At 70.8% G+C, this 12,599-nt stretch carries 13 protein-coding genes; 10 read left to right on the top strand and 3 right to left on the bottom strand.

Annotated elements, in window-relative coordinates; genetic code table 11:
• Positions 1 to 72: 72 nt before the first annotated feature.
• The gene (locus ACH4ZA_RS05235; RefSeq protein ID WP_319281477.1) at positions 73 to 765 is read right to left on the bottom strand and encodes an ABC transporter ATP-binding protein; all 693 of its coding nucleotides are present in this window, start codon (positions 763 to 765) and stop codon (positions 73 to 75) included.
• Positions 762 to 1,286 carry a PadR family transcriptional regulator gene (locus ACH4ZA_RS05240; protein ID WP_398428084.1) on the bottom strand — a complete coding sequence of 175 codons (525 nt, stop codon included), beginning with the start codon at positions 1,284 to 1,286 and terminating at the stop codon, positions 762 to 764. The genes ACH4ZA_RS05235 and ACH4ZA_RS05240 overlap by 4 nt, the downstream gene beginning before the upstream one ends.
• Positions 1,287 to 1,355: 69 nt before the next feature.
• On the opposite strand from ACH4ZA_RS05240, the gene ACH4ZA_RS05245 reads away from it, so the two are divergent.
• From ACH4ZA_RS05245 to ACH4ZA_RS05290, 10 genes are all read left to right on the top strand, one after another.
• Positions 1,356 to 1,565 (top strand): hypothetical protein, encoded by a 210-nt coding sequence (locus ACH4ZA_RS05245; protein ID WP_398428085.1) that lies wholly within the window; start codon positions 1,356 to 1,358, stop codon positions 1,563 to 1,565.
• Positions 1,566 to 1,791: 226 nt separating this feature from the next.
• Positions 1,792 to 1,881, top strand: a complete 90-nt coding sequence (gene kdpF, locus ACH4ZA_RS05250) for a K(+)-transporting ATPase subunit F (RefSeq protein ID WP_018566520.1) — start codon at positions 1,792 to 1,794, stop codon at positions 1,879 to 1,881.
• A gap of 8 nt (positions 1,882 to 1,889) precedes the next feature.
• Positions 1,890 to 3,554: a potassium-transporting ATPase subunit KdpA gene (kdpA, locus tag ACH4ZA_RS05255; protein ID WP_398428086.1), complete on the top strand. Its 1,665-nt coding sequence runs from the start codon at positions 1,890 to 1,892 to the stop codon at positions 3,552 to 3,554.
• Positions 3,551 to 5,686 (top strand): potassium-transporting ATPase subunit KdpB, encoded by a 2,136-nt coding sequence (kdpB, locus tag ACH4ZA_RS05260; RefSeq protein WP_398428087.1) that lies wholly within the window; start codon positions 3,551 to 3,553, stop codon positions 5,684 to 5,686. The genes kdpA and kdpB overlap by 4 nt, the downstream gene beginning before the upstream one ends.
• A gap of 5 nt (positions 5,687 to 5,691) precedes the next feature.
• Positions 5,692 to 6,360, top strand: coding sequence for a potassium-transporting ATPase subunit C (locus tag ACH4ZA_RS05265; RefSeq protein ID WP_398428088.1), 669 nt, complete (start codon positions 5,692 to 5,694; stop codon positions 6,358 to 6,360).
• A 376-nt stretch (positions 6,361 to 6,736) separates the two neighbouring features.
• The gene (locus tag ACH4ZA_RS05270) at positions 6,737 to 8,065 is read left to right on the top strand and encodes an alpha/beta fold hydrolase (RefSeq protein WP_319281468.1); all 1,329 of its coding nucleotides are present in this window, start codon (positions 6,737 to 6,739) and stop codon (positions 8,063 to 8,065) included.
• A 43-nt stretch (positions 8,066 to 8,108) separates the two neighbouring features.
• A complete protein-coding gene (locus ACH4ZA_RS05275; RefSeq protein WP_319281478.1) occupies positions 8,109 to 8,744 on the top strand; it encodes an MBL fold metallo-hydrolase in 636 nt (211 codons plus the stop codon).
• Positions 8,745 to 8,774: 30 nt separating this feature from the next.
• A complete protein-coding gene (locus ACH4ZA_RS05280) occupies positions 8,775 to 9,554 on the top strand; it encodes an exodeoxyribonuclease III (RefSeq protein ID WP_319281467.1) in 780 nt (259 codons plus the stop codon).
• A gap of 76 nt (positions 9,555 to 9,630) precedes the next feature.
• Entirely contained in the window at positions 9,631 to 10,050 is a 420-nt protein-coding gene (locus ACH4ZA_RS05285) for a DUF6278 family protein (RefSeq protein ID WP_319281466.1), read from the top strand.
• A gap of 172 nt (positions 10,051 to 10,222) precedes the next feature.
• On the top strand, positions 10,223 to 10,966 hold the full coding sequence (locus ACH4ZA_RS05290) for an amino acid ABC transporter ATP-binding protein (protein ID WP_319281465.1): 744 nt from the start codon (positions 10,223 to 10,225) through the stop codon (positions 10,964 to 10,966).
• A gap of 51 nt (positions 10,967 to 11,017) precedes the next feature.
• On the opposite strand, the gene ACH4ZA_RS05295 is transcribed toward ACH4ZA_RS05290, so the two are convergent.
• Positions 11,018 to 12,586 carry an alpha/beta fold hydrolase gene (locus ACH4ZA_RS05295; protein ID WP_319281464.1) on the bottom strand — a complete coding sequence of 523 codons (1,569 nt, stop codon included), beginning with the start codon at positions 12,584 to 12,586 and terminating at the stop codon, positions 11,018 to 11,020.
• Between the last annotated feature and the right edge of the window lie 13 nt (positions 12,587 to 12,599).

Genomic DNA, 12,599 nt, shown 5'->3' on the forward strand with positions numbered 1-12,599 from the left:
GGCCCGTCCCCGGCCCCCGGCTTCGCCCGAGCAGGCCGGCCCGCGTGCCTGCCGAGCGCTCCTTGCGCGCACTCATACGGCGCGCTCCATGTCCCGGGACCTGCCGTCGCGTACGACGACCTCGCGGTCGGAGTAGGCGGCCACCCGTGCCTCGTGGGTGACGAGGACGACGGCGGCGTTGGCGGACCGGGCCGCCTCGGTGAGCAGGCCCATCACCCGTTCGCCGTTGGAGGAGTCGAGCGCGCCGGTCGGTTCGTCGGCGAACAGCACCCGGGGGCCGGTGACCAGTGCGCGCGCCACGGCGACGCGCTGGCCCTGCCCGCCGGAGACCTCGCCGGGCCGCTGGTCCTTCAGGTCGTCGACCTCCAGGCGTTCCATCCAGCCGAGCGCCGCCCGTTCGGCCTCCTTGCGGGAGGTGCCGTTCAGCCTGAGCGGCAGGGCGACGTTCTCCACGCAGGTCAGTTCCGGGACGAGCTGGCCGAACTGGAACACGAAGCCGAACTCGGAGCGGCGCAGCGCGCTGCGCCCGGCGTCGCTCATCGTCGTCACCTCGCGGCCGTTGTAGAGGATGGACCCGGAGTCGGGCGGCAGGATGCCGGCGAGGCAGTGCAGCAGCGTCGACTTGCCGGAGCCGGAGGGGCCCATGACGGCGACGACCTCGCCGGGGTGGATGGAGAACGCGGCGCCGTCGAGGGCGTGGGTGGGCCCGTAGGTCTTGCGCAGGTCCTGCGCGGTGAGCAGGGCGCCGGGGGGAGAAGTCGTCATCGGGCCAGGGCCTCACGGAGTTTGTCGAGTCGGACGGCGGTCAGCTCCAGCCAGCGCAGGTCCGCCTCGAGGTGGAAGAGGGCGTGGTCGCAGATCAGTTGGTCCGCCAGGCCGCCCCTGCGCTTGCGGTCGGTCAGGATGCGCATGCTGTGCAGGTGCTCGGAGCGCTGGGCGTCCAGGATGTCGGCGGCGTCCCGGTGGGTGAGCAGCGCGAGGACGACCTTGGTGTAGAGCTCCGACTGGAGGTATTCCTCCGGCTTCTGCGGGGTCGCGAGCCACTGCGCCACGTCGGTGACGCCGGCGTCGGTGATCGCGTAGCGCTTGCGCTCCGGGCCGGACCCGGCCTCCACGCCGTCGACTTCGACGAGGCCGTTCTTCAGCAGCCGGGACATCGTCGAGTAGACCTGGCCGTAGTGCAGCGGCCGGTCGTGACCGAACGTCTCGTCGAAGGCCCGCTTCAGGTCGTAGCCGTGGCGCGGGCCGGACTCCAGGAGCCCTAAAAGGGTGTGACCGATGGACATGGAGACCACTCTACACGCGGTGTATACGCCGCATGTATACATCACGTGTATACGGGGAGTGCTCTGCGTATGACGGGGCGTACGGCCCCGCAGGTGAGCGGGGTGAGCCGGCCCCTCGTCACGATCCGGAAACGGAGTTTCGGCGCGCCGCCGACCGGCATGGCGGCGGTCGTCGTCACGGCGGGCTGGTTCGAGGAGGGCGCCTGGCTGGTCGTGGTCGTGCTGCCGCTGCCGGTGGCCGCTTCCCGGAGACGCCGGCTGCGCCTGCGCCTGCTGTGAGGGCCGGTACGGACGGGGGCCGTAAGAGTCCCGTCAAAGGTGCGGGGGCCGCCGTACGGGACTCGTCAACGCCGACCGATTCCGGCCGGAGCGGGGGTTTGCTCTGTCTGTCCGTTCTCTTCCGAACCTCTTCCTAGGAGTTCGCGATGGCCGATGCGGCCTTCGTCGTCACCACGATCGCGCTGTTCGCGCTGGTGGTCCTCGTCGCCAAGGGGGTGACGAAGCTGTGACCGCCGAGAACGTCGTCGGCCTGATCGTGGCCGTCGCCCTGCTGGGCTATCTCGTCCTCGCCCTGATCTTCCCGGAGAGGTTCTGAGGTCCGACATGGGTCCCGTAATCGCCGGCGTCCTCCAGCTGCTGGCACTCACAGGCGCCCTGGCGCTCTGCTACATCCCCCTCGGCGACCACATGGCCAGGGTCTACTCCTCCGACCGGCACTGGCGGGTCGAGAAGTGGATCTACAAGGGCATCGGCGCCGACCCCGACACCGAGATGCGCTGGCCCGCCTACCTGCGCGGCGTCCTCGCCTTCTCGGCCGTCGGCGTGCTGTTCCTGTACCTGCTCCAGCGGCTGCAGGGCGTGCTGCCGGGCTCCCTCGGCTTCTCCTCGATCGACCCGGACCAGGCGTTCAACACCGCCGCGTCCTTCGTCACCAACACCAACTGGCAGTCGTACTACGGCGAGCAGGCCATGGGCCACGTCGTGCAGACGGCCGGGCTCGCGGTGCAGAACTTCGTGTCGGCGGCCGTCGGCATCGCGGTGGCGGTGGCTCTGGTGCGCGGCTTCGCCCGGTCCCGCACGGGTGAACTGGGCAACTTCTGGTCGGACATGGTGCGCGGTGTCACCCGCATCCTGCTGCCGGGCGCCTTCATCGCGGCGATCGTCCTGGTGGCCTGCGGCGCCATCCAGAACTTCTCCGGCATCCACGAGGTCGGCCAGTTCACGGGCGGCTCGCAGCAGTGGAACGGCGGCGCGGTGGCCTCACAGGAGGCCATAAAGGAGCTCGGCACCAACGGCGGCGGCTACTTCAACGCCAACAGTGCCCACCCCTTCGAGAACCCGACCCCCTTCACCAACCTCTTCGAGATCTTCCTGCTGCTGGTCGTCCCGCTCTCCCTGACCCGCACGTTCGGTGTGATGGTCGCCAGCGTGAAGCAGGGGTACGCCCTCCTCGCCACCATGGTCACCATCTGGATCGGCTTCACCGCCCTGATGATGTGGACCGAGTTCGCCCACCACGGCCCCGCGCCGCAGATCGCGGGCGGCGCGTACGAGGGCAAGGAGGTCCGCTTCGGCGTCGGCTCGTCCTCGATCTTCGCCGTCGCGACCACCCTCACCTCGACCGGCGCGGTGGACTCCTTCCACTCCTCCTTCACCGGCCTCGGCGGCGGCATCACCATGCTCGGCATGATGCTGGGCGAGATCGCCCCCGGCGGCACCGGCTCCGGCCTCTACGGCATGCTGATCATGGCGGTCATCGCGGTGTTCATCGCCGGTCTGATGGTCGGCCGCACGCCTGAATACCTGGGCAAGAAGATCGGCACCCGCGAGATCAAGCTGGCCGCCTGCTACATCCTCGTCACCCCGGCGCTGGTGCTCGTCCTCGCGGCCGCCGCGATGGCCCTGCCCACCCCGGCGCACTCCATGACCAACAGCGGAGCGCACGGATTCTCCGAGATCCTCTACGCCTACACGTCCGCCGCCAACAACAACGGCTCGGCCTTCGCCGGGCTGAACGCGGACACCCAGTGGTTCAACAGCACCCTGGGCCTGGCCATGGTCCTCGGCCGCTTCCTGCCGATGGTGTTCGTCCTGGCGCTGGCGGGTTCGCTGGCGGAACAGAAGCCCGTGCCGGTGACGGCGGGCACCCTGCGCACCGAGAAGCCGCTGTTCACGGGGCTGCTGGTGGGCGCGATCCTGATCATCACCGGTCTGACGTACTTCCCGGCCCTCGCGCTGGGTCCGCTGGCCGAGGGGCTGGCGTCATGACGACCGACGCAACGAAGCAAGAGGACGCGATGTCCCCAGTCACCCCGACCCAGGCGCCGCACAGCGACGTACCCACCGGGCGCAGGCCCGCCGAGGGCCGCGTGGGCGCGGGCCTCTTCGACCCCGAACAGCTCGTCAAGTCCGTCCCGGACGCCTTGCGCAAGCTCGATCCGCGGGTGATGGTCAAGTCCCCCGTGATGTTCGTGGTGTGGGTGGGGTCCGTCCTGACCACCGTCTTCTCCTTCAAGGACCCCGGCGACTGGTTCGGCTGGACCATCAGCGCCTGGCTGTGGCTCACGGTCGTCTTCGCCAACCTGGCGGAGGCGGTCGCCGAGGGCCGCGGCAAGGCGCAGGCGGACACCCTGCGCAAGGCCAAGACCGACACCGTCGCCCGCCGGCTGCTCGAGGACGGCGCCGAGGAACGGGTGCCGGGTACGGACCTGAAGATCGGTGAGCTGGTCGTCTGCGAGGCCGGTGACGTCATCCCCGGCGACGGTGACGTCGTCGAGGGCGTCGCCTCGGTCGACGAGTCCGCGATCACGGGTGAATCGGCGCCCGTCATCCGTGAGTCCGGCGGCGACCGTTCGGCCGTCACCGGCGGTACGAAGGTCCTCTCCGACCGGATCGTCGTCAAGATCACCTCCAAGCCGGGCGAGACCTTCATCGACCGGATGATCAACCTGGTCGAGGGCGCGTCCCGGCAGAAGACGCCGAACGAGATCGCGCTGAACATCCTGCTCGCCTCGCTCACGATCGTCTTCCTGCTCGCGGTCGCCACCCTGCCGCCGTTCGCGGACTACGCGGGCACCCACCTGACGACGGTCGTGCTGGTGGCGCTGCTGGTATGCCTGATCCCGACCACGATCGGTGCGCTCCTGTCCGCGATCGGCATCGCCGGCATGGACCGCCTGGTGCAGCGCAACGTCCTGGCCATGTCCGGCCGCGCGGTCGAGGCCGCCGGTGACGTGTCGACCCTGCTGCTCGACAAGACCGGCACCATCACCCTGGGCAACCGCCGGGCGTCCGGGTTCGTGCCGGTGTCGGGAACCACGCAGGCCGAGGTCGCCGACGCCGCCCACCTGTCGTCGCTGACCGACGAGACGCCCGAGGGCCGCTCGATCGTCGTACTGGCGAAGGAGAAGTACGGCCTGCGCGAGCGGCATCAGGGCGAACTGGCCGGAGCCGAGTGGATCGCCTTCACCGCCCAGACCCGGATGTCCGGCGTCGACGTCGACGGCAGGAAGATCCGCAAGGGCGCCGCGGGATCGGTCGTCGCGTGGGTGAGGGAACAGGGCGGTGAAGTCGCCGGGGACGCCTCGCAGTTGACGGACCGCATCTCCGAGGCCGGCGGCACCCCGCTGCTCGTCGCCGTCGAGGACGCCGGCGGAGCCCGTGTCCTGGGCGTCATCCACCTGAAGGACGTCGTCAAGGACGGCATGCGGGAGCGGTTCGACGAACTGCGCCGGATGGGCATCAGGACCGTCATGATCACCGGTGACAACCCGCTGACGGCCAAGGCGATCGCGGAGGAGGCAGGCGTCGACGACTTCCTGGCGGAGGCCACTCCCGAGGACAAGATGGCCCTGATCAAGCGGGAGCAGGCGGGCGGCAAGCTCGTCGCGATGACGGGTGACGGTACGAACGACGCGCCCGCGTTGGCCCAGGCGGACGTCGGCGTCGCGATGAACACGGGCACGTCGGCCGCCAAGGAGGCCGGCAACATGGTCGACCTCGACTCCAACCCGACCAAGCTCATCGAGATCGTCGAGATCGGCAAGCAACTCCTCATCACCCGGGGCGCGTTGACGACTTTCTCGATCGCCAACGACGTGGCGAAGTACTTCGCGATCATCCCGGCGCTGTTCGCGGCGGTCTACCCGGGCCTGGACAGGCTCAACGTCATGGGCCTGTCCTCGCCCGACTCCGCGATCCTGTCCGCCGTCGTCTTCAACGCGCTGGTCATCATCGCGCTGGTCCCGCTGTCCCTGAGGGGCGTGCAGTACCGGCCGGTCAGCGCCGACAGGATGCTGCGGCGCAACCTCACGATCTACGGTGTCGGCGGCCTGATCGCGCCGTTCATCGGCATCAAGCTCATCGACCTGCTCGTCTCCCTCATCCCCGGGATCGGCTGAAGGCCATGAACAACTCGGTAACCAACACCCTCCGCCTGCTCGGGGCGGGCCTGCGCGCCCTCCTCGTGCTGACCCTGGTGACCGGCGCCATCTATCCGCTCGTCGTCACCGGCATCGCCCAGGCACTATTCAGCGACACGGCGAACGGTTCCGAGATCAAGGCGGACGGCAAGGTCGTCGGCTCCTCCCTGATCGGGCAGCCGTACAACCTGCCGCTGAAGAAGGGGGAGCAGACCCCGGAGCCCGACCTGCGGTGGTTCCAGGGCCGCCCGCAGAACGGCCTCGGCGTCAATGGCGTCAACACCCGGTACAAGCTGATCCTGTCCGGCGCCACCAACCGGTCCGCCGACAACAGGGACCTGATCGACTGGGTGACCGCCGCCAAGGCCGCCGTCGTCAGGGACAACTCGACCGCCGACCACAAGGTCGAGCCGTCCGAGGTCCCCGCCGACGCCGTCACCTCCTCCGGCTCCGGCCTGGACCCGGACATCTCCCCGCAGTACGCGGAGATCCAGGTGCACCGGGTCGCCGAGAGGAACGGCCTGTCCGTCGCCCGGGTGGAGAAGCTGCTCAAGGAGCACACCGAGAGCCGCACCCTCGGCTTCATCGGCGAGCCTCGCGTGAACGTCCTCGAGCTCAACATCGCGCTCAAGGACCTGGTGGCGAAGAGCTGAAGAGCGCAGGAGCCGAAGAGCGCGGAAGCCGAGAAGAGCGCAAGCCGACAGGCCGATGAGCCGACGGCTTCACGCGTTCACGCGACCCGCGCGGAAGCCGGCGGCCCGGGGGAATCCGGGCCGCCGGTCGGCCGGGCGCCGTCAAGGGCCCGCGCGGCTGGACCCGCGTCCCGGTCCCGGTGCTGTCCGCCCGGCAGGCGTCCCACGAGAACGCGGTGAAGTACAGCGCGGGTGGTCACGGGGAGGACAGGACCCGACGTGAATCGTCCGCTTTCCCGCACGCTACGCGACATGCGAGGTCTTCCACCTGGTCGAAACAGCTACAGTCGGCACCCTGCTCATAGGGGCTGCCGTGACAGATGAAAGGCTCAGGCGGGTGAGTGAGACACCGATGAACACCCTGCAATACCGCTTCGACGGGCCGGAAGACGCCCCGGTCCTGATCCTCGGTCCCTCACTGGGCACCACCTGGCACATGTGGGACCGCCAGGTTCCCGAGCTGGCCCAGCAGTGGCGGGTGTTCCGCTTCGACCTGCCGGGCCACGGCGGCGCACCCGCCCACCCGGCGGGCTCGGTCACGGACCTCGCCGCACGGCTGCTCGTCACACTGGACGGGCTCGGGGTGCAGCGCTTCGGCTACGCGGGCTGCGCCTTCGGCGGGGCGGTGGGCCTGGAACTGGCCCTGCGCCACCCCGAGCGCGTCGCCTCGCTCGCGCTGATCGCGGCGTCGCCCCGGTTCGGCACGGCCGACGAGTTCCGCCAGCGCGGCGTGATCGTGCGCACGAACGGCCTGGACCCCATCGCCCGCACCTCGCCCGACCGCTGGTTCACCGGCGGATTCGCGGCCGCGCAGCCGGCGATCACCGAGTGGGCCGTGCAGATGGTGCGCACCACCGACCCCGGTTGCTACATAGCCGCCTGCGAGGCGCTCGCCGCGTTCGACGTACGGGCCGAGATCGGCCTCGTCGGCGTCCCGACGCTGGTCCTCGCCGGCTCGGACGACCAGGTCACCGGCCCCGCCGAGGCCCGCACCCTGGTCGCCGGCATCCCGGACGCCCGGCTCGCGGTCGTACCGGGCGCCTCCCACCTCGTCCCGGTGGAGCAGCCGGCCGCCGTCACCGACCTGCTGGTCCGCCACTTCTCCACCGCGTGGCAGCCCGCCTACGACTCGGTCACCGGGCAGACGGCGGTCCCGGGCATCCCGGTCCGCGCGATGCCCACCATGCCGCCGCAGCCCTTGCAGCCCCTGCAGTCCCAGCAGCCGGTGGCCGTCGCGGAGATCGCGGCCGCCCCGGTCCTGCAGCCGCCGCAGGTCATGGGCCGGCCCGACCCCTACGACGCCGGACTCAAGGCGCGCCGGGAGGTCCTCGGCGACGCCCATGTGGACCGGACGCTGGCGCAGGCCGACGACTTCGCGGCGCACTTCCAGGAGTTCGTCACCCGCTACGCCTGGGGCGAGGTCTGGGACCGTCCCGGCCTCGACCGGCGCACCCGCTCCTGCGTCACGCTCACCGCGCTGGTCGCCGGCGGCCACCTCGAGGAGCTCGCCGTGCACACCCGGGCCGCGCTGCGCAACGGCCTCACCCCGGACGAGATCGGCGAGGTGCTGCTCCAGGCGGCCGTCTACTGCGGTCTGCCGGCGGCGAGCGGCGCGTTCAGGGTCGCGCAGCAGGTCGTCCGCGAGGAGACCACCCCCGGCGAGTGAGCCGGGCGGACGGCGTGGGGGCAGGATGGGACGCATGACGGCACTGAAGCTCACGAAGATGTCGCACGCGTGCGTGCGCCTGGAGAAGGACGGGCGCACGCTCGTCGTCGACCCGGGCGGGTTCAGCGAGGCGGACGCCGCACTCGGCGCGGACGCGATCCTCGTCACCCACGAGCACCCCGACCACTTCGACGAGGAGCGGCTGCGCACCGCCCTGGAGGCCGACCCGGCGGCCGAGATCTGGACCCTGAGGTCGGTGGCCGAGAAGATCTCCGCGGCCTTCCCCGGCCGCGTCCACACCGTCGGCCACGGCGACGCGTTCACCGCGGCGGGCTTCGACGTCCAGGTGCACGGCGAACTGCACGCCGTCATCCACCCGGACATCCCGCGCATCACCAACGTCGGCTATCTGATCGACGGCGGCCGGGTCTTCCACCCCGGCGACGCCCTCACCGTCCCCGGCCACCCCGTGCAGACGCTGATGCTTCCGGTGATGGCTCCCTGGAGCAAGATCTCCGAGGTCATCGACTACGTCCGCGAGGTCCGCCCGCAGCGCGCCTACGACGTCCACGACGCCCTGCTGACCGACCTCGCCCGGCCGATCTACGACCGGCAGATCGGCGGTCTCGCGGACGCGGAACACCTGAGGCTGGCGCCGGGGGAGAGCGCGGCACTGTGAGTGTCGGTGGCGCCCGGTAGGTTGTGGGACATGCGTATCGCGACCTGGAACGTGAACTCGATCACCGCCCGCCTGCCGAGGCTCCTGGCCTGGCTGGAGAGCAGCGGCACCGACGTGCTGTGCCTCCAGGAGGCCAAGGTCGCCGAGGAGCAGTTCCCGTTCGAGCAGCTGCGCGAACTGGGCTACGAGGCGGCGGTCCACGCCACCGGCCGGTGGAACGGCGTGGCGGTGGTCTCCCGCGTCGGCCTGGCGGACGTCGTCAAGGGCCTGCCCGGCGATCCCGGCTACGACGGCGCGCCTGAGCCGCGCGCGATCTCGGCGACCTGCGGTCCGGTCCGCGTGTGGTCGGTCTACGTGCCCAACGGCCGCGAGGTCGACCACCCGCACTACGCCTACAAGCTCCAGTGGTTCGAGGCCCTCAAGGCGGCCGTCGCCCAGGACGCGGCGGGCGGCAGGCCCTTCGCGGTCATGGGCGACTACAACGTGGCGCCCACCGACGACGACGTGTACGACCGGGCCGCGTTCGAGGGCCTCACCCATGTCACCCCGGCCGAGCGGGCCGCCCTGGCGTCCCTGCGCGAGGCCGGGCTGTCGGACGTCGTCCCGCGCCCCCTGAAGTACGACCACCCGTTCACGTACTGGGACTACCGTCAGCTCGCCTTCCCCAAGAACCGCGGCATGCGCATCGACCTGGTGTACGGCAACGAGCCGTTCGCCAAGGCGGTCAAGGACTCCTACGTCGACCGCGAGGAACGCAAGGGCAAGGGGGCCTCGGACCACGCGCCCGTCGTGGTCGACCTCGAGGTCTAGGCGCGTCCGGCCGCCGGGGCGCGCGGGCCAGCGCGCCCTGTGGTGTGCACGCCGGTGCGAATGTCACGCTGGGTCCATGAACATCCCTTTCCTGGGCAGCAGGAGCAAGAAGTACCGTGCGGCGGTCCTGGCCGAGGACCCCGAAGGGATCGCCGAACTCCTCGCCGAGTGCGAGCTGTTGCGCTCGCACGCGGCCCGGCAGGGGATCGGGCTGGACGACACGGCGGGCTCGCTGGAGGCGCTCGACCAGCTGGCGCCCCGCTGGCGCGACGACGAGGAGAACCTGCCCTGGTTCGGCCATGACGCGGGGCTCTACCTGGGGACGGTCGTCGTGCGGACCGTGCCCGGCGCGGCCTGGGCGATCCGGCCCGGCGGCGAGGTGGTCGTCCGGCTGTCGTCGGGCCGGGAGGTCGACGTGGTCGCCGCCGGGCGCGAGTGGGCCGTGAGCGGGACGCCCGAGCTGTCCCAGCTGTACGGCGAGGTGGCCGAGAACTGACCCCCCCACCGCGGGGCCGGACGCCCGAGCCGGCGCCGCGGCGAGCGGCGTACGGGCGACGGGCGATGTAAATACGGCTAATGCCCGCAGGGTGCGTGTCGCCTCCTCCCCCTGCTCTTTCGCGGATAGTTTGCGGCGACCACGACACAGCTGAGAGTGAGTAGGGCTGCGCATGGCCGTCGATCCGTTGATCGAGCTGCGTGACGTCAACAAGTACTTCGGGGAGCTGCATGTCCTGCAGGACGTCGACCTCACGGTCGGCAGGGGGGAGGTGGTCGTGGTGATCGGCCCTTCGGGGTCGGGGAAGTCGACGCTGTGCCGTGTGATCAACCGGCTGGAGCCCATCCGGTCCGGCTCGATCACGCTCGACGGTCAGCCGCTGCCCGAGGAGGGCAAGGGGCTGGCCCGCCTGCGTTCCGAGGTCGGCATGGTCTTCCAGTCGTTCAACCTCTTCGCCCACAAGACGGTTCTGCAGAACATCTCGCTGGGGCAGGTGAAGGTCCGCCGGCGCAAGAAGGACGAAGCCGACCGGCGCTCGCGCGAACTGCTGGAGCGCGTGGGCCTCGCCGACCAGGCCGACAAGTTCCCGGCGCAGCTCTCCGGCGGCCAGCAGCAGCGCGTGGCCATCGCCCGCGCCCTGGCCATGGACCCCAAGGCGCTCCTGTTCGACGAGCCGACCTCCGCACTCGACCCCGAGATGATCAACGAGGTCCTCGAGGTGATGCAGCAGCTGGCGCGCGAGGGCATGACCATGATCGTCGTCACCCACGAGATGGGCTTCGCGCGCTCGGCCGCCAACCGCGTGATCTTCATGGCGGACGGCCGCATCGTGGAGGACCGCACTCCGGAGGAGTTCTTCACCGCCCCGAGCAGCGACCGCGCCAAGGACTTCCTCTCCAAGATCCTCAAGCACTGACTCCGGACGGCGCCAGCCCTGGGGCGCACCCGCCCCGGCAGCGGCCGGAGATCACTGCTCGCGCAGCGGGACCGACACGTACGACGGGTCGTTCGCCGGCGAGGAGAAGGTCAGCCGCGCGCCGGACGGGTTGTGCTCCAGGTAGAGCGGGTCGACGGTGTCGACGACCAGGGCGAGCCGGTGTCCCGCCGGGACGTCGTAGGCGGTGGAGCCCAGCTCCAGGTCGAGGCCGAACGGCTTGCCGGGCGTGCGCCCGTGGAAGGTGTACGGCGCGTTGCCGACCAGCTTGCCGAGGCCGAGCGGCCCCACGTCGTACAGGTAGGCGACGAGGGTGCCGCTCTGCGCGGTCGGGGTCACCGTGGTGTGCAGCAGGGCCGTGCCGCGCACCCGCTGGGGCGTGGCGTACTTCTCCGACTGCCACACGGCGGCCCAGCGGCGCGGGAGCAGGGGGATCGCGGCGACCGGGGGCAGCTGCGCGACCTGGTCGAGGATGCTGGAGAGGAAGACGATCCCGCCGTCCGCGCCGGAGTCCACGTTGGCGTGGATCGTGGTGGAGCCGGCCAGGGCGATCTTCCTGCGCGTCGCGTTCACCGACTTCCAGTCCGGATAGCCCTCGTAGCCGCCCCCGGTACGGGACTTGAGCCGCACGGGCTGTTCCCGGTCGACGCCGTTGTCCGCGCCCCGGAGGTAGTGGTCGAACCAGCGGCGGGTGTCCGTCCACACGTCGCCCGGCAGTCCGAAAAGGCCGGTCAGTTCGGCGGTGGCGTGGTCGCCCGGGCGGAACTCCATCCGCTTGGGGCCGGTCAGCCGCTCGTACAGTGCGGCGGACTGGTTGGGCGGGAAGACGGTGTCGCCCCAGGAGCCGGCGAGCATCACCGCTGCGCCGTTGCGGTTGAGCTGGTCGACGTAGGTCGAGGGGGAACGTTTCTTCCCCCAGGCGACGAGGTCCTTCTCCTTCGACAGGTCGCCCTCGTAGAAGGCCGAGAAGACCTCCCGCGACTCGGCGCTCTGCCGGCCGGTGACCGTGCCCACGGTGTCCAGCACGGCGGCGGCCTGGAGGTGCTGGGTGCGGCCGGAGTAGATCGAGTCGATCAGGTCGCCCCAGCCGCTGAGCGAGGCGACGGCCCTGACGCGGGGGTCGTGGGCGGCGGCCAGGACGCTGATCCCGGCGCCGTAGGAGACGCCCGCCATGCCGATGTGCGCGGCGTCGGCCGGGGTGTTGGCGAGTGCCCAGTCGATGACGTCGGAGGCGTCGGCGACGTCACGCGGGCCCGCCACGTCGATCTCCCCGCCGGACTGCCAGAAGCCCCGCACGTTGTAACTGAGCACGACGAAACCGGAGTCGGCGAGTCTCTGCGCCTGGGCCAGGTACTCGACCTGGGGGAAGCCCCAGCTCGTGGGGAGCACGATCAGCGGGTAGCGGCGCGTGCCGTCCGCGCCGGCGGGGGTGACGACGTTCGCCTTGAGGACGGTCGCGCCGTCCCCGGCGATGTCGACGTACCGCACGGTGTTCCCGGCGGCCTGCGCCGAGGGCGCCAGGGCGAGGACGGCGCCGGCCGTCAGCGACAGGGAGACGGCGCCCACGGCGGTCGTGCGCAGAGCCCTGCGGTGCTGTCCCACGGTTCACTCCTCA

The organism is Streptomyces sp. NPDC020597 (assembly GCF_044335095.1).
Lineage (GTDB): Bacteria > Actinomycetota > Actinomycetes > Streptomycetales > Streptomycetaceae > Streptomyces.